19 protein-coding genes are annotated in these 20340 nt (G+C 67.6%); 16 read left to right on the forward strand and 3 right to left on the reverse strand.

Annotated elements, in window-relative coordinates:
- Position 1: 1 nt before the first annotated feature.
- The 10 genes from mreD (at position 2) to NGF19_RS01505 (ending at position 10766) form a co-directional block, all read left to right on the forward strand.
- A complete protein-coding gene (mreD, locus tag NGF19_RS01465; RefSeq protein ID WP_252421541.1) occupies positions 2-673 on the forward strand; it encodes a rod shape-determining protein MreD in 672 nt (223 codons plus the stop codon).
- Entirely contained in the window at positions 670-2931 is a 2262-nt protein-coding gene (gene mrdA / locus NGF19_RS01470) for a penicillin-binding protein 2 (protein ID WP_252421542.1), read from the forward strand. Before mreD ends, mrdA begins: the two co-directional genes overlap by 4 nt.
- Complete coding sequence (gene rodA, locus NGF19_RS01475; RefSeq protein ID WP_252421543.1) at positions 2928-4127, forward strand: rod shape-determining protein RodA; 1200 nt, start codon at positions 2928-2930, stop codon at positions 4125-4127. Before mrdA ends, rodA begins: the two co-directional genes overlap by 4 nt.
- Positions 4128-4167: 40 nt before the next feature.
- Positions 4168-5691 (forward strand): CYTH and CHAD domain-containing protein, encoded by a 1524-nt coding sequence (locus tag NGF19_RS01480; RefSeq protein ID WP_252421544.1) that lies wholly within the window; start codon positions 4168-4170, stop codon positions 5689-5691.
- A 33-nt stretch (positions 5692-5724) separates the two neighbouring features.
- Positions 5725-7665, forward strand: a complete 1941-nt coding sequence (locus NGF19_RS01485) for a TIGR03960 family B12-binding radical SAM protein (RefSeq protein ID WP_252421545.1) — start codon at positions 5725-5727, stop codon at positions 7663-7665.
- 14 nt (positions 7666-7679) lie between these two features.
- Positions 7680-7865 carry a hypothetical protein gene (locus NGF19_RS01490; protein ID WP_252421546.1) on the forward strand — a complete coding sequence of 62 codons (186 nt, stop codon included), beginning with the start codon at positions 7680-7682 and terminating at the stop codon, positions 7863-7865.
- A 121-nt stretch (positions 7866-7986) separates the two neighbouring features.
- A complete protein-coding gene (locus NGF19_RS01495) occupies positions 7987-8139 on the forward strand; it encodes a hypothetical protein (RefSeq protein WP_372505549.1) in 153 nt (50 codons plus the stop codon).
- Between the two features lie 294 nt (positions 8140-8433).
- The gene (locus NGF19_RS01500) at positions 8434-8853 is read left to right on the forward strand and encodes a lactococcin 972 family bacteriocin (RefSeq protein WP_252421547.1); all 420 of its coding nucleotides are present in this window, start codon (positions 8434-8436) and stop codon (positions 8851-8853) included.
- Positions 8854-8991: 138 nt separating this feature from the next.
- The gene (locus NGF19_RS31080) at positions 8992-9594 is read left to right on the forward strand and encodes a DUF6518 family protein (RefSeq protein ID WP_372505538.1); all 603 of its coding nucleotides are present in this window, start codon (positions 8992-8994) and stop codon (positions 9592-9594) included.
- Between the two features lie 257 nt (positions 9595-9851).
- Entirely contained in the window at positions 9852-10766 is a 915-nt protein-coding gene (locus NGF19_RS01505) for an aminoglycoside phosphotransferase family protein (RefSeq protein ID WP_252421548.1), read from the forward strand.
- Between the two features lie 3 nt (positions 10767-10769).
- Here the strand turns inward: NGF19_RS01505 and NGF19_RS01510 are convergent, their stop codons facing one another.
- Positions 10770-12146: an NsdA family TPR-like regulatory protein gene (locus tag NGF19_RS01510; protein WP_252421550.1), complete on the reverse strand. Its 1377-nt coding sequence runs from the start codon at positions 12144-12146 to the stop codon at positions 10770-10772.
- 207 nt (positions 12147-12353) lie between these two features.
- On the opposite strand from NGF19_RS01510, the gene NGF19_RS01515 reads away from it, so the two are divergent.
- Together NGF19_RS01515 and NGF19_RS01520 are read left to right on the forward strand one after the other, a co-directional pair.
- Positions 12354-12923, forward strand: a complete 570-nt coding sequence (locus NGF19_RS01515; RefSeq protein WP_252421552.1) for an ATP-binding protein — start codon at positions 12354-12356, stop codon at positions 12921-12923.
- 325 nt (positions 12924-13248) lie between these two features.
- On the forward strand, positions 13249-13548 hold the full coding sequence (locus NGF19_RS01520) for a DEAD/DEAH box helicase family protein (RefSeq protein ID WP_252421554.1): 300 nt from the start codon (positions 13249-13251) through the stop codon (positions 13546-13548).
- Positions 13549-13958: 410 nt separating this feature from the next.
- Here the strand turns inward: NGF19_RS01520 and NGF19_RS01525 are convergent, their stop codons facing one another.
- Positions 13959-14738 carry a GntR family transcriptional regulator gene (locus tag NGF19_RS01525; protein WP_252421555.1) on the reverse strand — a complete coding sequence of 260 codons (780 nt, stop codon included), beginning with the start codon at positions 14736-14738 and terminating at the stop codon, positions 13959-13961.
- 164 nt (positions 14739-14902) lie between these two features.
- Here NGF19_RS01525 and NGF19_RS01530 point away from each other — a divergent pair, with 164 nt between their 5' ends.
- The 4 genes from NGF19_RS01530 to NGF19_RS01545 all read left to right on the forward strand — a co-directional run bounded on the left by NGF19_RS01530 (position 14903) and on the right by NGF19_RS01545 (position 18403).
- The gene (locus NGF19_RS01530) at positions 14903-15250 is read left to right on the forward strand and encodes an SCO3933 family regulatory protein (RefSeq protein WP_252421557.1); all 348 of its coding nucleotides are present in this window, start codon (positions 14903-14905) and stop codon (positions 15248-15250) included.
- On the forward strand, positions 15250-16551 hold the full coding sequence (locus tag NGF19_RS01535; protein WP_252421559.1) for an FtsK/SpoIIIE domain-containing protein: 1302 nt from the start codon (positions 15250-15252) through the stop codon (positions 16549-16551). The genes NGF19_RS01530 and NGF19_RS01535 overlap by 1 nt, the downstream gene beginning before the upstream one ends.
- A complete protein-coding gene (locus NGF19_RS01540) occupies positions 16548-16742 on the forward strand; it encodes a hypothetical protein (protein WP_252421561.1) in 195 nt (64 codons plus the stop codon). The genes NGF19_RS01535 and NGF19_RS01540 overlap by 4 nt, the downstream gene beginning before the upstream one ends.
- 302 nt (positions 16743-17044) lie before the next feature.
- Positions 17045-18403 carry a replication initiator gene (locus NGF19_RS01545; protein WP_252421740.1) on the forward strand — a complete coding sequence of 453 codons (1359 nt, stop codon included), beginning with the start codon at positions 17045-17047 and terminating at the stop codon, positions 18401-18403.
- Between the two features lie 217 nt (positions 18404-18620).
- Here NGF19_RS01545 and NGF19_RS01550 read toward each other — a convergent pair whose 3' ends face one another.
- A complete protein-coding gene (locus tag NGF19_RS01550; RefSeq protein ID WP_252421563.1) occupies positions 18621-20234 on the reverse strand; it encodes a recombinase family protein in 1614 nt (537 codons plus the stop codon).
- Between the last annotated feature and the right edge of the window lie 106 nt (positions 20235-20340).

Consider the following 20340-nt stretch of genomic DNA (forward strand, 5'->3'; position numbering starts at 1 on the left):
GATGCGCCTCAACCGGATTCTGCTCGCCACGCCCCTGGTGATCGTCGCCCTCGTGATCCAGGTGAGCGTGCTCGCCCGCCTCCATCTCCCCGGCGCCGTCCCCGATCTGGTGCTGCTGACCGTCGTCGCCCTCGCCCTGGTCTACGGGCACGTCGGCGGCAGCCTCATCGGCTTCGGCGCCGGGCTGCTCTCCGACCTCGCCCCGCCCGCCGACCACGCCGCCGGCCGCTACGCCCTCGTGCTCTGCGTCATCGGCTATCTCGCCGGGCTCGCCCGGCCCGAGAACGGCCGCCCCAGGTCCGCGACCGGCCCGATGGCCGTCGTGGTCGCCGCCGCGATCGGCTCGACCCTGCTGTACGCGAGCGTGGGCGCCCTCGTCGGGGACACCGCCGCCCGCCATGTGGGCCTGGGCGGCCTGCTGTTCACGGCCGCGGTGTACGACCTGCTGCTCGCGCCCTTCGTGGTCCCCGGACTGATGGCGCTGGCCCGCAAGCTCGACAACGACCCCCTCGCCGAGACCGGCGGCTCAGCCAAGGCGGCCGATGTCGCCTCCGGCCGGCTCTCCTCCGGTACCGGGCTGAGCCTCGGCGGCCGACGCGGCGGACTGCGCGTCAGGGCGGCCAAGGCGCGGGTGGCGCGCGCGGGCCGCATCAAGGGGGTCAAGCGGCTGTGACCAACCTTCCCGAGACCGGACGTACCCCCCGCGTCCAGATCCGCCTCGTCGTCGTCCAGATCCTCGTCCTCTCCCTCCTCGGCACCCTCGGTGGCCGTCTCTGGTACCTCCAGATCCGCAACGGCGCGCAGTACGCCAAGGAGGCCTCCGGCAACCACGTCCAGCAGGTCGTCCAGCCCGCCGTGCGCGGCGAGATCCTGGACGCGCGCGGTGTCCCGCTCGCCGACAACGAGACCCGGCTCGTGGTCTCCGCCTCCCGCACCGACCTGCTGAAGCTGAAGGACGGCGGCAAGGACGTCCTCACCAGGCTGGCGGGCGTCCTCGGCATGAAGCCCCAGGACGTCATGGACAAGGTCCGCCTCTGCGACTCCAAGACGCCCCAGCCCTGCTGGAACGGCTCCCCGTACCAGCCCATCCCCATCACCGACGACGCCACCCCCCGCCAGGCCCTCCAACTGCGCGAGCGCTCCGAGGACTTCCCCGGTATCACCGCCGAGCCCGAGGCCGTCCGCCGCTATCCGAGCCCCGGCGAGGCCAACACCGCCCAGGTCCTCGGCTATCTCTCGCCGGTCACCGACGACGAGATCCAGCGGGCCAAGGACACCGAGGCGCCGTACCTGCGCTCCGACCAGGTCGGCCGCTCCGGCCTCGAGCACCAGTACGACCGGGTGCTGCGCGGCAAGGCGGGGGTCACCCGCTACGAGGTCGACAACCTCGGCCGGGTCATCGGCAAGGCCAGGAGCGATGCCGCCGAGCCCGGCTCCAACCTGGTCACCAGCATCGACGCCCGCGTCCAGCGGGTCGCCGAGTACGAGCTGAACGAGGCGATGAAGGCCGCCCGCGGTCAGTTCGACAAGATCACGGGCAAGAACTACAAGGCCGACTCCGGCGCCGTCGTCGTGATGGAGGCCAAGACCGGCCGTGTCGTCGCCATGGCCTCCAACCCGGCCTACGACCCGAACGTCTGGGTCGGCGGCATCTCCGCCAAGGACTACAAGAAGCTCACCGGCAAGAAGGCCGACAATCCGCTGCTGAACCGGGCCATCCAGGGCCAGTCGGCGCCCGGCTCCACCTTCAAGGTGGTCTCCACGGCCGCCGCCGTCGAGGCCGGCTACAAGTTCGACGGCGAATACCCCTGCACCAGCGACTACACGGTCGGCACCCAGGTCTTCAAGAACTTCGAAGGGGAGAACTTCGGCCCGATCTCGCTCGGCCGGGCGCTGGAGGTCTCCTGCGACACCGTCTTCTACGGCCTCGCGGACAACGAGTGGAAGAAGGACGGCGGAATCAATCCCAAGAAGGGGCAGCCCAAGGACTACTTCTTCAAGGCCGCCCACCAGTTCGGACTCGGCAGGACCACCGGGATCGACCTGCCGAACGAGGTCACCGGCCGCGTCCCCGACCGCCAGTGGAAGCAGCGCTACTGGGAGGCCAACAAGGACGACTGGTGCAAGACCGGCAAGAAGGACGGCGACTACGTCGAGCAGATCGCGTACGAGAACTGCATCGAGGGCAACAAGATGCGCGAGGGTGACGCGATCAACTACTCCATCGGGCAGGGCGACACCCTGGTGACCCCGATCCAGGAAGCCGTCATCTACTCGGCCATCGCCAACGGCGGCACGCTGTGGAACCCGAGCATCGGCAAGGCCGTCGTCAGCGCCGACGGCAAGCGGATCAGCGAGATCCAGCCCAGGTCGCACGGGCGGCTGCCGATCGACAAGAAGACACGGGACGTCATGGAGGAAGCCCTCGCGGGCGTCGTCACCCGCGGTACCGCCGCCTGGAAGTTCGGCGGCTGGCCACAGGACAAGATCCCGCTGCACGCCAAGACCGGTACCGCCGAGGTCTACGGCAAGCAGACGACGTCCTGGCTGTCCACGTACTCCAAGGACTACGCGGTCATCATGACCATCTCCCAGGCCGGTACGGGTTCGGGCGCCTCCGGTGAGGCCATCCACAACATCTACAACGCCCTGTACGGCGTGCAGAAGGACGGCTCGATCGACAAGAAGAAGGCCCTGCTGTACACCCCGCAGCGAGACCTCCCGAAGATCGAGCCCGACGGCACGATCGTGGCCCCGAAGATCGAGAAGTACGACCCGCGTGCCCAGCAGGCCGACGAACAGGCCGACCGGCAGGGCGGGCAGGACACGCCCGCGGACGACCCGGCCGCCACCGTGCCCCCGCCGAACGACAACGACCGCACCCGCAGGCGCACGGACCGCCCGCGGAAGAGGCGGAGGACCCTCACGTGACCGGCGCGAACAACTTCTCCGTCTCCGGGTACGGCCCGGAGCGGGCCAACTGGACCCGGGTCTTCGCCCGGGACGGCCTCGCCCGCCGCCTCGACTGGCCGATACTGCTGTCGGCCATGGCCCTGTCCATGATCGGCGCCGCCCTCGTCTACTCGGCCACCCGGGGCCGTACCGAGATCAACCACGGTGACCCGTACTACTTCCTCGTACGGCATCTGATGAACGTCGGCATCGGCTTCGCCCTGATGGTCGGCACGATCTGGCTCGGCCATCGCACCCTGCGCAACGTCGTACCGATCCTGTACGGCCTCTCGCTGGTCGGCGTGCTGCTGGTGCTCACCCCGCTCGGCGCGACCATCAACGGCAACCGCAACTGGCTCGTCTTCGGCGGCGGGTTCTCCCTCCAGCCCTCCGAGTTCACCAAGATCACCATCATCCTGGGCATGGCGATGCTGCTCGCCGCCCGGGTCGACGCGGGGGACAAGGAGTACCCCGACCACCGGACCGTGGCCCAGGCCCTCGGGCTGGCCGCGATCCCGATGGCGATCGTGATGCTCATGCCCGACCTCGGCTCGGTCATGGTCATGGTGGTCACGGTGCTGGGCGTGCTGCTCGCCTCCGGCGCCTCCAACCGCTGGATCTTCGGCCTGCTCGGCGCGGGCGCCGTGGGCGCGATCGCCGTCTGGCAACTGCACATCCTGGACGAGTACCAGATCAACCGCTTCGCCGCCTTCGCCAACCCCAGCCTCGACCCCTCCGGCGTCGGCTACAACACCAGCCAGGCACGGATCGCGATCGGCTCCGGCGGACTGACCGGCGCGGGCCTCTTCCACGGCTCGCAGACGACCGGTCAGTTCGTCCCCGAGCAGCAGACCGACTTCGTCTTCTCGGTCGCGGGCGAGGAACTCGGCTTCGTCGGCGCGGGCCTGATCATCGTGCTCCTCGGTGTCGTCCTGTGGCGCGCCTGCCGCATCGCCCGGGAGACCACCGAGCTGTACGGCACGATCGTCGCGGCCGGGATCATTGCCTGGTTCGCCTTCCAGTCCTTCGAGAACATCGGGATGACGCTCGGCATCATGCCCGTCGCCGGTCTGCCACTCCCGTTCGTGTCGTACGGCGGCTCGTCCATGTTCGCCGTCTGGATCGCGGTGGGCCTGCTCCAGTCGATCCGGGTCCAGCGGCCGATGTCTGCGTAGACGGGGTGAACGTCGCCCGCGGCGGCACTAGATTCGGTGCATGGCGGACACCAAGCGCGAGATCGAGCGGAAGTACGAGGCCGCGGCCGAGGACGAGCTGCCCGAGCTGACCGGTGTCGGCGGGGTCGAAGCCGTCACCGACCAGGGCGTCGCCGTACTCGACGCCACCTACTACGACACGGCCGATCTGCGGCTCGCCCGCGCGGCGCTGACCCTGCGTCGCCGCACCGGAGGCGACGACGCGGGGTGGCATCTCAAGCTGCCGGTCGCCGACGACGTCCGCGACGAGATCCGCGCCCCGCTCTCCGACACCGTGCCCCCGGCCCTGCTCGCCCTCGTCCGCTCCCGGGTCCGGGACGCCCCGCTCGTCCCCCTCGTACGGCTGCGCTCCGAGCGGGACGTCCGCCATCTCCTCGACGCCGACGGCGCCCTGCTCGCCGAGGTCAGCCTCGACCGCGTCCACGCCGAACGCCTCAGCGGCGGCTCCGGCACCGCCGCCTGGACCGAGATCGAGGTCGAGCTGGCGGACGACGGCGACCCCGCCTTCCTCGACCGGGTCGACAAGGCGCTCCGCAGGGCCGGGCTGCGCCGCTCCTCGGCCCCGTCCAAGCTGGCCAGGGCTCTCGCGGAGACGGGCGGGGACGCCGAGCCCGCCGCCCCGCCGCGCAAGCCGGTCACCGCGGGCGACCATGTCCTCGCCTATGTCCGCGCCCAGCGCGACGCCATCGTGGAGCTGGACCCCGCCGTGCGCCGGGACGTCTTCGACTCCGTGCACTCCCTGCGCGTCGCCACCCGCCGACTGCGCGGCGCGCTGCGCTCCTACGGCACAGTCCTGGACCGTACCGTCACCGACCCGATCGCCGACGAGCTGAAGTGGCTGGCCGGTGAGCTGGGCGCGGACCGCGACCGCGAGGTGCTGACGGAGCGTCTGACCACGGCCCTGTCCGAGCTGCCGTACCACCTGGTCGTCGGCCCGGTCCGGGCGCGCCTTCGCACCTGGTCGGACACCCGGCGCGGCGGCACCCGGGGCCGGCTGACCGCCGCCCTGGACAGCGAGCGCTGCCGGGCGCTGCTGGACACGCTGGACGCCCTGGTCGAGGAACCGCCGTCGCTCGAGGCCGCCGCCCGCAAGCCGTCGAAGGTGCTCGGGAAGGCCGTACGCAAAGACTTCGGCAAGCTCTCCGCCCTGGTGGGCCGGGCCCTGGACCTGCCGCCGGGGCACGACCGCGATGTCGCGATGCACGAGGCCCGCAAGAAGGCCAAGCGCACCCGGTACGCGGCCGAGGCCGCCGCGCCCGCGCTCGGCAGACCGGCCGAGGCCCTGGTCAAGGCGCTGAAGTCCGTACAGACCCTGCTCGGCGACCACCAGGACAGCGTCATGGCCCGCGGCGCCCTGCGCGAGCTGGCGGCCGAGGCGCGCACGGCGGGGGAGGACACCTTCACCTACGGCGTGCTGTACGGGCGCGAGGAGCAGCGGGCCGCCGCGTACGAGGCGGCGCTGCCCACCGTGTGGAAGGCGGCCGTGAACGAGGGAGAAGGGTTGCTGCGCACCCGTTACGCTTGAGAGTCCCGCTGTCAGCTCACGAAGGTCCGCACGATGCCTGCCGAGTCCGTCTTCCCTCAGCTTGAGGCACTGCTGCCACACGTGCAGAAGCCGATCCAGTACGTAGGCGGTGAGCTGAACTCGACCGTCAAAGCATGGGACGAGTGCGACGTGCGCTGGGCGCTCATGTACCCCGACGCGTACGAGGTCGGCCTGCCCAACCAGGGCGTCATGATCCTCTACGAGGTCCTGAACGAACGGCAGGGCGTCCTCGCCGAGCGCACCTACAGCGTGTGGCCGGACCTCGAGGCGCTGATGCGGGAGCACGACGTCCCGCAGTTCACGGTGGACAGCCACCGCCCGGTGAAGGCCTTCGACGTCTTCGGCCTGTCCTTCTCCACGGAGCTGGGCTACACGAACATGCTGACGGCCCTGGACCTGGCGGGCATCCCGCTGGAGTCCAAGGACCGCACCCTGGACGACCCGATCGTCCTCGCGGGCGGCCACGCGGCCTTCAACCCCGAGCCCATCGCGGACTTCATCGACTGCGCGGTCATCGGCGACGGCGAGCAGGCCGTCCTGGAGATCACCGAGATCATCCGCGCCTGGAAGGCGGAGGGCCGTCCCGGCGGCCGTGAGGAACTGCTGTTCCGCCTCGCGAAGACGGGCGGGGTCTACGTCCCGGGCTTCTACGACGTCGAGTACCTCCCCGACGGCCGTATCGGCCGGGTCGTCCCCAACAAGTCGGGCGTGCCGTGGCGGGTGTCCAAGCACACGGTCATGGACCTGGACGAGTGGCCCTACCCCAAGCAGCCCCTCGTGCCCCTGGCGGAGACGGTCCACGAGCGCATGTCCGTGGAGATCTTCCGCGGCTGCACCCGCGGCTGCCGCTTCTGCCAGGCGGGCATGATCACCCGCCCGGTGCGCGAGCGCTCCATCACGGGCATCGGCGCGATGGTCGACCAGGGCCTGAAGGCGACGGGCTTCGAGGAGGTGGGCCTGCTCTCGCTGTCGTCCGCGGACCACTCCGAGATCGGCGACATCGCCAAGGGCCTCGCGGACCGTTACACGGACGACAAGATCGGCCTCTCGCTGCCGTCGACCCGCGTGGACGCCTTCAACATCGACCTCGCCAACGAGCTGACCCGCAACGGCCGCCGCTCCGGTCTCACCTTCGCCCCCGAGGGCGGTTCGGAGCGCATCCGCAAGGTCATCAACAAGATGGTCTCGGAAGACGACCTGATCAGGACCGTCGCGACGGCCTACGGCAACGGCTGGCGCCAGGTGAAGCTGTACTTCATGTGCGGCCTGCCCACGGAGACCGACGACGACGTGCTCCAGATCGCCGACATGGCGACGCGCGTGATCCAGAAGGGCCGCGAGGTCTCGGGCTCCAACGACATCCGCTGCACGGTCTCCATCGGCGGCTTCGTCCCCAAGCCCCACACCCCCTTCCAGTGGGCGCCCCAGCTCTCCGCCGAGGAGACGGACGCCCGTCTGGAGAAGCTCCGCGACAAGATCCGCGGCGACAAGAAGTACGGCCGCTCCATCGGCTTCCGCTACCACGACGGCAAGCCGGGCATCGTCGAGGGCCTGCTCTCGCGCGGTGACCGCCGGATCGGCGCGGTGATCCGCGCGGTCTACGAGGACGGTGGCCGCTTCGACGGCTGGCGCGAGCACTTCTCCTACGACCGCTGGATGAACTGCGCGGACAAGGCCCTCGCCCCCCAGGGCGTGGACGTCGACTGGTACACGACCCGCGAGCGCTCCTACGAGGAGGTCCTGCCCTGGGACCACCTGGACTCCGGCCTCGACAAGGACTGGCTCTGGGAGGACTGGCAGGACGCCCTGGACGAGAGCGAGGTCGAGGACTGCCGCTGGACGCCGTGCTTCGACTGCGGTGTCTGCCCGGCGATGGACACATGGCCACAAGTGAGCGACAGCGGGAAGAAGTTGCTGCCGCTGACGGTCAAGAAGTCGGCTCCGACCAGCTAATACGGAGCGATGACGTGAGTGAGCCGCTGCGGCGCATCGCCGATGCTGTGACAGATATCACAGAGGAGGAGATGGCTGCAGTGCTCACCGCGCTCGGGAACCTGAAGGGCCGGGAGCGGTGCGTTCGGGAGACGGCAAGAACGCCGCTGCCGAGCCCTAGGAGCGCTTCCGGTATCCAATCCGAGGTGGAGTGGATCTGAGCGGCGAACGCCCCTCAGGCGGTCATTCGCAGTCTCTGTGGCTTGGTGTCTCGTGATCCCGTTGGCGAAGCTTCAGGCTTCGGTGCTCGTTGAGCCTGGTGTGGATCTCACCTCTGCACAGATGGCAGAGCTAGCGTGTCGACCCCTGGTCAAAGACCGTCTGGACATCACCGGCGCCCGCTGGGGCCTTTCCGGAGCTGAAGTCGTGCTCAAGCTGCGTGCCGTCCGCGCCAGCGGCGACTTCGACGCCTACTCGGCCTGGCGCCAGCAGTAGGAGTTCATCCGCAACCAGTAGGTCCGCTACTGCGACCAGGTCATGACCACTGCCTCGTCGGCAGCACCCTCACTGAATCTGCACCCAAAGGATAAATGTAGCAATAAGGTAAAGCAGGGATCAATCAGGAGGAAAGGTGCAGTCAATCAATTCAAGCCAAAGATGCAGTAAACCGTTGGTGATTCTTTGCAAACAGTCCGGCATGGCGAATGATCTTGCTCGGCACCAAGAGTACAACAAGGGGAGATTATGAAGAGATCGGCAAGGCTTCTCGCGTCGGCTGCCGTGGTCGGCATGGCTGCGACGGGGGCTCTGTCCACTGCGGGCTCGGCTGCCGCCTCTCAGTCGCAAGTGCACGTCGCCACCTACAAGTCCACCGAGGGGGCCCCGCCCGAGTTTCTGCTCGGACCGAATGGCGAGGTTCCCACCGAGTGGGGCGTGGCCACCTTCCCGACGGATGTCGAATTCGACTCCGACAGCATGATCACCCCGAAGGTGAGTAAGGGTGGCGGGACCTGGAACTACGGGACCGGCATGGACGGCGCCTACAAGGGGTGCTACTCCAACTACATCCACCCCACCAAGAAGCACTCGGCCTCGGTGGCCATAGCGGCGAATACCGACAAGGACATTCGGAACGCCGACATCTGGGCGAAGGCGTACGCGACGGCCGGTGTCGCGTACACGTGCAACGCCTACTGGGGCGTGTACTGATCTCGCCGGTCTAATCACGGCCTAACCAACTGAAGCACCAGTCGCCCTAGACCTGCGAATGGTGCTTCATGCCCTTATCGTCTCACATCTTTGTCAGCACCCACTCCTTCCCACCGTCTCTCGCGAGGTTGTCCCAGTATGCGCACGCTGCCACTTGTGTCGTTAGCCATCGTCACGGGCGCAGCCGTGGGAATTGGCGGCCCCCTCCTCGATGCATCCGCTAGCCCATCGGCAAGCGCGCTTGGGGCCGTCCTGGTCGCCGGCTGGTGCTACGCAGCTATCCCCTTTTGCCTCGGCATGGCAAGCACATCCAAATTGAAGGCCGCCACTGTTGGCACGACTGCATTGCTCATCACTGTGGTCTCCTACTACTCAATCAAGGCCGCGAAGGGTGATTTCAGGACAGTCGATCTCTCGGAGACCAGTGGCAGAGAGTTCTTCTCATGGGGTGAATTCGCCAGCACGACGTTGTTTTGGTGCCTCGCAGCCATAATCTTGGGACCGCTTCTCGGTGTGGCGGGTTGGATGGCACGCCAAGGCGTGATTCGCCTCCCATTCCAACTTTGCGTCCCGATTATCACACTTGCCGAGACAATAATGCGGTTGCAAGTCGAAGCGTCCAGGGCCTCATCGCCAGCGGTTTGGGTCTGGGAGTCTGTTTGCGCAACGTCGATAGCACTGATCGTGCTCCTCATCGGCGTGGCGGCATGGAAAAAGCGCGATCGTCGTTCGCCTGCGTAGCTCGATGGTGAGTGACCCCATTGTGTGAAGGTGGCCGAGGCCAAGCGCCTGGGCCACTGGTCTCGGGCGGAATGGGAAGCGAGTCTCGACCAGCCTCCGAGCGCATAGCCGCGTGTAGTGTGCGGGGCTGTCGTAACGGCCCCTCGTTTCGTAGCCCTCACCCCGATACGGTCGGAGTCGTGTCCGCGTACGTCGGGGTTGGTCACCCAGTGGCGTGCGCTGGTTGATCGCGCGCGACTAGGGGAGCTGGTACGGGCATGGCGGTTGGCGCTGCTCGAACGCAAGAGGGGTTCACGTCGGCGGGGGCTGCGCGGGTTATGGCCGCCGCGTGCCGGGCTGCGGGGCTCGATGACAGAGGCGCGGAGCTGATCAGGTTGGGGGAGAACGCTCTCTTCCGGCTGGCCTCCGTGCCGGTGGTCGTGCGGGTGGGGCGGGGTGAAGAGTGGCTGTCCATCGCGCGTACCGAGGTGGCTGTGTCGCGGTGGCTAGCGGATGAGGGGTTCCCTGCCGCTCGCGTCATCGATGATCTGGAGCAGCCGTTCTTGACTGATGGCCACCCCGTGACGTTCTGGCATCTGATTGTTGAGGGCGGCCGTAAGGCGACGTACGGGGAACTGGGTGGGGTCCTGCGGGACCTGCGCTCGCTGACCATTCCGGACGGTCTTGTACTGCCGTCGTTCGAGCCCTTCGGCAAGCAACAGCTACGGCTCGACCGTGCGGTGATCCCGGGCGACGACAAGGTCTTCTTGCGGAAGCGGTGGCGCGAACTGCAAGACCGGTATGCCGAGTTGAGGTTCGAGTCGCCGAAGGGGCCGGTGCATGGGGATGCCCATGTGCAGAATCTCATGGTGGACGATCAGGGGCGCGTGAAGCTGATCGACTTCGAGTGCTTCAGCTACGACCATCCCGAGTGGGATCTCATGGTTACGGCGGTCGAGCACCACAGCCTTGGCTGGCAGACCGACGAACAGTACGCCGATTTCGTGGCCGCGTACGGGCGCGACCTGTACGACTGGCCGGGGTACGAGACGTTGCGGGGCATCCAAGAGTTCGGGATGACGACCTGGCTCATGCAGAACGTTCGGGAGGACGAGGGAACCGCGGCTGAGTACCGTCGGCGCATCGCTGGCCTGCGCAATGACGATGCGCCGCGTGATTGGCGGCCCTGGTAGCTGCTACTCGTCGTCCTCGTCCAGTCGGGCTAGCGCGTCGTGCACCTTCTCGTTGAAGGCGGCCACGGCAGGGTTCGCCGCGTGCACGCTGACCTCGTTCTGGAAGTCGGTTACGTAGCGCTGGAAGCGAGTGGACTGGAGAGAGTCGCCGCCATCGACTGCGAGGCTCGCAGTGGTGACAGCGGCTTCCAAATCGCCGTTCAGTAGCTGACTCTGGGCAAGCACCATGCGGCAGAAGCCGAGTGTGCGGGCGTACTTCGGGTCGGTGCTGTCCACGGCGCGTTGGGCCTGTTCGACGGCTTCACAGCGCATCTTGAGGTCGCGGAAGCAGTGGCAGAGTTCGCCCATGAGTTCTGCTTCGTCGAAGTAGCTCAGCCATGCCGGGTCTTCGGTGGTGTCGGCGCGCTCGAAGTGGCGTTCCGCCTCCCTCATGGCCCGGCTTGCTGAGATGCGGTCGCCTGCGTTGGACAGGGCGCGGGCCTCCATCGCCGCGTAGTTGGCCATGGCGCGTGGGGTGGCCTGTCCCTTGGCGCCTTCGACGGCTGCGCGGGCCAGTTGGATGGCCTGGGCGTGGTTGCCGAGGTAGTTGGCCTGGTGGCTGAGGTTGCCCAGAAGGCGGGCGCCGAACATGCGGTCGTCAATGACCTGGGACAGGCGCAGCGTGGACGTGAGGTAGCGATGGGCAAGGCGGTGATTACCAGCGTCGTACGCGGTCCACGCGAGCAACTGGGAGACCTCGGAGGCGGCGCCGTACAAGGCGGTCCCTACCTTCTCGCTGTAGCTCGCGTCCAGCAGTGGCAGCACCTCGTGCCGGAAGTAGTGGCGCAGCGCCTTGTGGCCGTGGCCTCCGCCGTACTTGAAGTCGAGTGCCATGAACGTTCCGGCGGCGTCCCTGATCGCACGCACGTCGCGCATGCCGACTCGTTGGGTGGCGGGCCTGTCGGCTTGGATGCCATCGGGACGCGAAATCATCCACGACAGGACGGCTGAGCTGAGGTCGGCGTCCGCAACGGTCAGTTGGTCCGAAGTGGGCGCGTCGGCGCGCTCCTGGGCGAGTCCGTCAAGCGTGGACAGGATGTCGGGGACGGTGCTCGGGTAGCCGATGGGCTCAGGGGCTGTCGGCTTGGTGTGGTCGAAGAAGCCGAGGTCGCCCGGCGTGATGCGGCGCCCGAGCTTGGTCGAGAGAACGTCTGCCATGATCGCCGCTGTCTGCGGCCTGATGCCCGCGCCGTCTCGCCATCGCTTCACCGCGATGTGTGTCGTCCCCAGGTCCATGCCACGCTGGTCGGCCTCGTCCGTCATGCGTTTCGCAAGGCCCTTGTTCGAGACCTTCGCTTCGTCCATGACAGCGATCAACTGCACGTTTGGCTCTCGGCTCATGCTCCCCTGCCAACCCGAGAATTACAGCGAGTATCCATCTGTCACAGAAATGCCATCTTGGGGGTTCATTGGTGAACCCCCTTCGTGTTTGCCGGTGTTCATGTGAACCCCCTGGTGAACGTTCCCGTCGCCGCGTCCCGCGTCGTGTACTGGCTTGGCCACAGCAAGCCGCGTGCAGAGGCCGTCTGAGGTCCGAAAGGGGACGTGATGGGCACGAGGGAAGCCGAGCAGTATGAGTACTTGGCGAGCGAACTGGATGCGTACACGCACTGGTTCGCGGCGCCGGACCCGTATTCGGGCGGGTTCTTCCTGGCGTTCACGCTCTTCGCCGAGTTCTCCGACACCGCACGTACGGCGCGAGACATGACTGCTTCCTTCCTTCGGGGCGCAGGCGCTGATCAGATCGTGGGTGACGCCCAGCTCGTCGTGTCGGAACTCGTCGGCAACGTGGTGAATCACGCGATGCCGGACCACCGCTTGGCGCGCCCTGGCGGCTGTCGGCGCATCGATGTGACGTTCAAGATGTGGCCGAAGTGGCTGTTCATCGGCGTTGCCGATGAGGACTCGACGCCTCCCATGCTCCCGGTCGGCGAGTCCTTCGCCCCGCAGTTGGCGGGAGAGCTGTCGGAGGCGGTATTGCCCGACAGCGGTCGCGGACTGCTGATCGCTCAGCGGCTCGCTACTTCGGTCTGGTGGACGCCGGAAGACAAGGGCGGCAAGACCGTGTGGTGCCGCTTCGACCTCGATGGCGGGAGCGAGGGTGAACCGCTCCCTTGATCTCCGGGCCGTCGCCCCTGCACTGCTCCCTCGCGATCGGGAGCGGGTGACGGTCCGGGCCTGGGCCGGAGGCTGACCTCTCCGGCCACGGAGCGCGGCTCCTCTGAACCCCAGGGGTCGCCCTCCCCGAACGGGGGGCCGCGCTTCACAACCTCATACCGAGACCGGACCACCCCCGCGCCGGGAAGCAACCGGGGTGGTCCGGGAGGGGACGCAGCGGTCCCCGGTGCCTGATGGTACCGGGGTCGTTGCGCTGTGTCGCATCTGGCTCTGGACCAAAGCGAGTTGATGGCCCGTGAGTTGAAGCAGGGTTGAGGTGGACAAGGTGACTGGCGAGGGTGAGAACTGGCTCAGCGATGGCTTGGACGACATCGCGGGCACGGACTCCGGTCTGTGGGTACCCGGCGTCGACTACATGACGGGCTGGAAGGAAGCGCGAGAGGTTGCGGACCGACTCAACCGCGCGCTCTTGGACGTGGGCTTCGAGCTGTCCGTCGTGCGGGCCGTGGCTGCGACGAACGAGGACGGCCGTGGGGTCGTACGCCTGGCGGGCTGGCCGGATGCCGTGAACCGGCTCGCCCAGCTTTTGGAGGTGCGCGCAGACGGCCGCGGTGGTGCGGCGTGAGGCGTCTTTTCGCTGGTGAGCGGTGCAGGTGGGCACGTCGCCGGCCGGAGAGACTTTGGGCTGGAGCTGCCATGGGGCGAGTGAACAGGGGGCCTTACGCTGGCCCGGCGAATCGGGCAGGCACTGGTCCTGCCCGCGTTTGTGCCCGATGGGCCCCCTGTTCTTCGAGGCTCGCCCCATGGTGGCTGCCTAAAGTCTCGGAGGCCGTCGACCCCCAGCCCCGTGAGCCCCGATCTGCCGCGACCGGTCGACGCCTCGACTCCTTGGGCGTACTGCGGTCTGGGGCGCCTGGCGACCGGACGGGACCGGCGGCCACGCCGCACGCCCGGCCGGGGCGACCGGGCGCCCCGGCGCGCCGCAGGCGCGCCCTTGAGGAAGTAAAGGCTGCTTCGACCGATGCCCTTTGCTGGTCAGGCGCGGGCGCGTCGCGTGGCCTGCTTGTCGGCGGTGATCCGGTAGGCGAGTTCGGCACGGTCCGCGCCGAAGCGCAGCTCTTCGAGAAACAGTGGGCGGCCGTCGGTACCGTGCGCGACGCGGGCGACGTGCAGAACCGGGGTGGCGTCGGGGAGTTGGAGCGTGGTCCGCTCGTCTGGCAGAGGCATGTGAGCGCGTACGGTCTCTGCCCAGGTCAGCTTGTGGCCGTCCTGCGTGAGCAGCCGGTAGATCTCGGCCGGGTGCATGCACGGCTCCTCGGCAAGCAACGGCACGGCTTCGGCCACCTCGAAGGGGAGCAGGGTTCGGTGCAGCGCACGTGTGCCGGTTCCGGGGTCTACGAGCAAGCGGTCACAGCCGAACAAGGCCTCTTCGCCGCCGAGTTGGAGCAGTCGACCGGTGGCCTTGGTGGTGCGGGTGCGGTAGGTGCTCGGCTCCTCCGCTTCCTGCCAGATGTCGCCGCCCGGCATGACGAACGTGCCGTCGGCGGTACGGCTGATGCCGCGCTCGATGGTGAGAACGGGCTGTCCGCTGGAGCGCACGAAGCTGCCCTTGCCGTGGCGGACGTCGATCAGGCCTTCCGCGCGCAGAGCCGCGATCGCGTTGCGGACGGTCGGCCGCGAGACGCCGTAGCGGGCCATGAGCTGCGCTTCGGACGGCAAGAGGGAGTCGGGCGCGAACTCGCCGGACAGGATCGCTTCTCGGATCGCTGCGGCTACCTGCTGGTAGAGGGCTCCGGGGCGCTGGATCTCCGACATCTCGATCTCTCCGGGTTCGTGTCGTAGGCACGTCGCACGCGCGACATCACTCGTCAGCATAAGTACTTGCGCACCCGCCGTACAGAGCTCCATAGTCATCACTCGTAAGGACAAGTGACGTCAGCACCTTGCTGCCGTCCCGAATGGCCAGGGAGGCCAACAAGATGCAGTCCATTCCCGTGGACACGACACGACTGGGCGTACTGCGGTGCGCCATCGCACCGGAAGCGAAGATCAGCAACCCCGAGACGCAGGAGGTGAAGAGGGACCGGGACGGCAACCCGGTCTGGACCGTGGCGGTCACCGTGCGGCAGGACAGGCGGCGGATCTCCGTCATCGAGATCGCAGTCAGCGGTCACCCCAAGGGCATCGAGGAAGGGCAGGTCGTCAAGGTCACTGGGCTGACGGCGTTCATGTGGTCGATGGGTGACCGGCACGGCGTCAGCTTCCGCGCCGACGCGATCACGCCCGTACCGAGCGGTCCGGCGAACGCCAAGGGCGGTGACGCCTGATGAGCCCGATCCTCCTCGCCTTCGCGCTCGCCGCGCTGGCCTGGGTGCTGGTCGTCGGGGACCTGGTGCAGCGGTGCCGTCCGGCCTGGCACTGGTACGTCGTCGGCTACCCCGTCACCGCATGCCGGATGGTGTTCACCTGGCGCAAGGTCGCCATGCTCAACGACCTCGCAGTCTCCCGACGTCCATCGCGCGGTCTGCTCGGGGACCTGGTGGTGAAGGGTGATCCACTGCGGCCGGTAGCTCCGCGGACCTCGTTCCCACGTGCCACGCGCATGGGAATGACCGTGATCGTGCGTCTGCACGCGGGCCAGACCCCGGCGACGTACATGAAGGCGGCCGATGCCCTCATGCACGCCTGGAAGGTTCACGCGGTGCGGGTCACCTCGCCGGAACGCGGAATCGTGCTCCTGACCGCGACAGCCAGTGATCCGCTGGAGCGGCCCGGCTTGGCCACGGCTCCGGCCGAACTCCTCTCAGCGCTGATCGGGGTCCTGGAGAGCGGCGGCGCCTGGGTGATGAACCTGCGGCTTGTCCCGCACTGGCTCATCGCTGGGGCCACTCGCTCGGGCAAGTCCACCTTGCTGGCCCGGCTGATCACACAGTTGGCGACCCAGCCGGTTGCCTTGGTCGGTATCGACTGTAAAGGCGGCATGGAACTCGGCTTGTTCGCCGGTCGGTTGAGCGCAGTGGCCACCTGCCGAAAGGAAGCGGTCGCCGTGCTCTCCGCGCTGGTGGTCGACATGCGGGATCGAATGAGCGCGTGCCGGTCGGCGGGGGTGCGCTCGATCTGGGAACTGCCCGAGAAGCTGCGGCCGGTGCCCGTCGTCGTGATCGTGGACGAGATCGCCGAACTGTACCTCTCGGACGGGACACGAGAGAGCAAGGTGGAAGCAGACCAGTGCTCCACGCTCCTGCTGCGCCTGGCCCAGCTCGGGGCCGCGCTCGGCATCCACCTGGTCGTTGCCGGACAACGGGTCGGCTCCGATCTCGGCCCCGGCGTCACCGCCCTACGCGCCCAGCTCGGCGGCCGGATCTGCCACCGCGTCAATGACCCCGGCACAGCAGAGATGACCCTCGGCGACCTGAACAAGGACGCCGTGGCCGTCGCCCAGTCGATCACCGCAGAGGAACGCGGTGTCGCGGTCTGCACCGGCCCGGATGGCGGCTGGAGCCGCGCCCGCTCCCACCTCACCCCCACGGAAGAGGCCGTGTCGACGGCACTGAAGTACGCCGCGATGGCTCCCGAACTGCCCGCCATAGACCGCGCGCTCGCGGTACTGGAAGGAGACGGCAAGTGATCAACGAAGGCACGGCGTTCACGTTCGCGGTGATCTTCGGGATCATCACCGTCCTCCTCCGCTCCCGCGACGTTCGCGCCTGGGACGCGGTCTGCGTCGGCCTCTTCGGCATCTACCTCGGCCAGACCCCCGTGTTCCTCACCGTCCACGAACTCGTCACCTGGCTCATCAACGGCTTCTCCCACACCTGAGCAGAAGGGATCCATCCCATGACCATGCGCCGCGTGAGGTGCCCCCACTGCAAGGGCGACGGGGCCCGCAAGACCTGGGCCGGACGACTTCGCCGCTGCCGCGTCTGCCGAGGCACCGGAAGCATCCGCTGAACCCGCGATCCCCGCAACCGGCCACGCACGAAAGGAGCACATCCCATGGACGACACCGCGCCACCAACCCTCATCCGTGCCGCTTCGGCGGCCCGCCCCGGAAGGTCACCACCATCACCCCGCAGTACACCCCGGCTGACAGGCGCGCCGTCCTCGACCGCGCGGCGCGCCTGCGTCAGCTCCCCGAAGCAGACCGCGACGCCATCCGTCTCGCCCAAGACCCCAAGTTCCCCCGCTGGCTGGAGCAGATCACCGCAACCGGCGGCTGCGCCCACCCCGTCCACCTCTCCGGTTCGACCACCACCCTGGACAGCACAACCGGCGAGATCATCCGCCACTACGACACCCGCGACGAACCCGGCGAACGCCTCCTCGTCCGCTGCCGCAACCGCCGCGCAACCATCTGCCCCGCCTGCTCCCGCCTCCACGCCGGAGACACCTACCACCTCGTCCGTGCCGGACTCCTCGGCGGCAAGAACATCCCCATCACCATCCGCAATCGGCCCCGGCTCTTCGTCACCCTCACCGCCCCCTCCTTCGGCCCAGTCCACCGCGCCGGAGATCGCTGCCGACCCCGCCGCAACGGCGGCACATGCGAACACGGGCGGCCCCTCGGCTGCGGCGCCCTCCACGCTCCGGACGCAGCCGTGGTCGGCCAACCGCTCTGCCCCTCCTGCTACGACTACACCGCCCACGTCCTCTGGCACGCCCACGCATCCAAGCTGTGGGACCGCTTCGTCATCGACGTCCGGCGGCGCCTCGCCTCCTCGGTCGGCCTCGTGCAGTCCCGCTTCGCCCGGCACGCCCGGCTGTCTTTCGCCCGCGTCGCCGAGTACCAGAAACGCGCGGCTGTCCACGTCCATGCTGTCGTCCGCCTCGACGGCCCGGCCGGACCTGACGACGAACCCCCGGCCTGGGGCTCCGCTGACCTGCTCAGCGACGCCGTGCACGCCTCCGCCCGGCGCGTCCTGGTCCACACGCTCTACAGCTCGGCCGTGGGAGAACTGGCCCTGCACTGGGGCGCCCAAGTCGACGCCCGACCCCTGAGCGCTCAAGGTGACGGACCCGACGATGACGCCGTGGCCGCGTATGTCGCCAAGTACGTCACCAAGGGAGCGAGTGAGACCGGCGCTGGCACTGACCACCCGCTCACCGCCTGGGAAGACATCGAGTCGGCACCCGTCAGCGGACACGTACGCACCCTCATGCGCACCTGCTGGCGCCTCGGCGAACTCCCCGAATACGAGCCGCTCCACCTGCGCACCTGGACTCACACCCTCGGCTACCGCGGCCATATCCTCACCAAGTCCCGCGCCTACTCAACGACGTACGCAGCACTCCGCGCCGAACGAGCCCACCACAAGGGCCACGCCGACATGCCCGACATGGTCACTGAAAGGCACTGGCGCTACGTCGGTTCCGGCCACACCCCCGGCGCCGCGCTCATCGCGGCCGGTGTCGCCGACGACCTTGCAGAGTCTCGACGGCTGGGCCGGGAAGCGAAGCAACAAGGGAAGGGGCGCCGATAGCTGCCCCGCCTGAACACGATCTTCGTCGGTCCGGGGGCCTGCCGTTGCCCCGGCGCGGTGACGACAAGACTGCGAGCCTGATCGAAAGCGAGATCGTGATTGTTGACGACGACGGCACGGAAGAGCCGTTCGATCCGGTGACCTGGTTCAAGTGACACGAGAGGCCGCCCCCGAATACCTCGGGAGGCGGCCTTTCTCGCGCCGTGCCTGGGCTGTGTCAGAAAACCTGCGCGAAGTCGTCCTGCTTGATGATCAGACGCTCTCGCACGTCCTTGGGGATCAGGAGTTTCATATGGATCTGCGGGGCGCGGATGCCCTTGATCTTGGTCCGCGTGATCTTGCACTTCACGCCAACCCGCATGAGGTCCGCGGCCATGGCCTCCATGCCGCCCTCCTCCCAGCGTTCCCGGAAGGTCTTGCCGTCGTGGACGTTCACCCAACGGTCCTTGGTCGTCTCCGGGTCGATCGCCTCGAGGTCGCTGATCAGCTTGTCCAAGGTCTTCTCGGCCTGCTCCTTGGTGAACCGCGTCTTCGTGTACCGGCCGCCTGGCTCCAACTCCCGCATGTAGTAAGCGATGGAGCCCTCCAGCCGCTCGACCTCCTTGCGGGCCTCGGCGCCCTTGGCGTACTCCCGCGTCTGTACTGGCTCGTCCCCGAGGACGGACAGTACGTCGGCAACAAGTTGCTCGTAGATCGCCATGGGGTTGGGCGCGCCACGTCCACCGCTCTTGCATTTCTGGCAACGGAGGTACTGGTAGATGCCGAAATCGTTCCTGGTCACCTGCACCATCATGTTGCTCTCGCAGTCGGTGCAGATGAGTACGCCGAGGAACTTGGTTGCTCCGCTCGGCTGGCGGGGCGGCTGGTTCTTCATGCGCCTGTCGAGTGCCGCACCGAGAGTGTCGAACTCGTACTCGGTGAAGACGGGCTCGGCGACCTTGATGGGCTTGCCGTCATTACCGAGGACAACCTTCGATCGGCGCTGACCGCCGTTCTTCAGCTCCTCCACTCGGTATCCCAGGAGAGCGGGGTTCCTGAGCCTGCGGAGCAGAGTGGACGTAGTGAGACCCGCACCGCACAGCCCGGATCGAACGAGGACCGTGACCATGCGATTGGCGGACACTCCACGGATCGCCATGCGGCGCGCCCAGTGCAGAGCGCGGTACGCGATGGGGTCGTGGACCAGAACGACCTTCCCGTTCTTGTCCCTGGCCGTCATGTAGCCGTAGGCCGGTTTGCCGATGATCCAGTCTTCCTGGGTCTTCGCGTAGTCCCACAGACTTGTCACACGGGTGCTGGTGTTTGCGGCCTCGATCTCCGCGATGCCACCGATGATGGTGACCATGATCTTCCCGGCCGTGGTGGTCAGGTCGATGCTGTCGTTCTTGGAGATCAGGTTCTTCTCGTACTTCAGGCACCAGTCGATCATGGTCGACAGGTCCGAGAGCCGACGTACGAACCGGTCGAGCTTCCAGAACAAGAGGACGTCGAACTCGGGTGCCCGGTTGTTGAGCCAGTCGCCGAGCTGCTTGCGCTTCCACGGCGGAACCTTCGTCGCGCTGACGTTCAGGTCACTGGCTACGCCGACGACGCGACACCCCTTCTCTCTGGCCAGCATGCGGAGGTCGAGTTCCTGGCGTACGGGAGACGTGGTGTCGTCCGTGAGCACGGACAGGCGGACGGATAACAGGGCCCTCGGAGCGTTCTTCGGTAACAACGCCTCTGCCCTCTTCAGCTCCTCTAACAACGCCAGATCGGTGGCCGTCCACTCAGTCTCAACGTTGTACGTTTTCTGCTCGGCGGCGGTGCGCCTACGTGAGTGTTTTCCCATGTCAGGGAGGCTAGAGTTGGTTTTGGACCTGTGTCCATATGCCCGGCCATGGACACGAGCATCCAGATCGGTCCGACCGGCAAGAAGCTGCTCCCGCTGACGGTCA

Origin of the sequence: Streptomyces macrolidinus, from assembly GCF_023887685.1 — a bacterium.
Lineage (GTDB): Bacteria > Actinomycetota > Actinomycetes > Streptomycetales > Streptomycetaceae > Streptomyces > Streptomyces macrolidinus.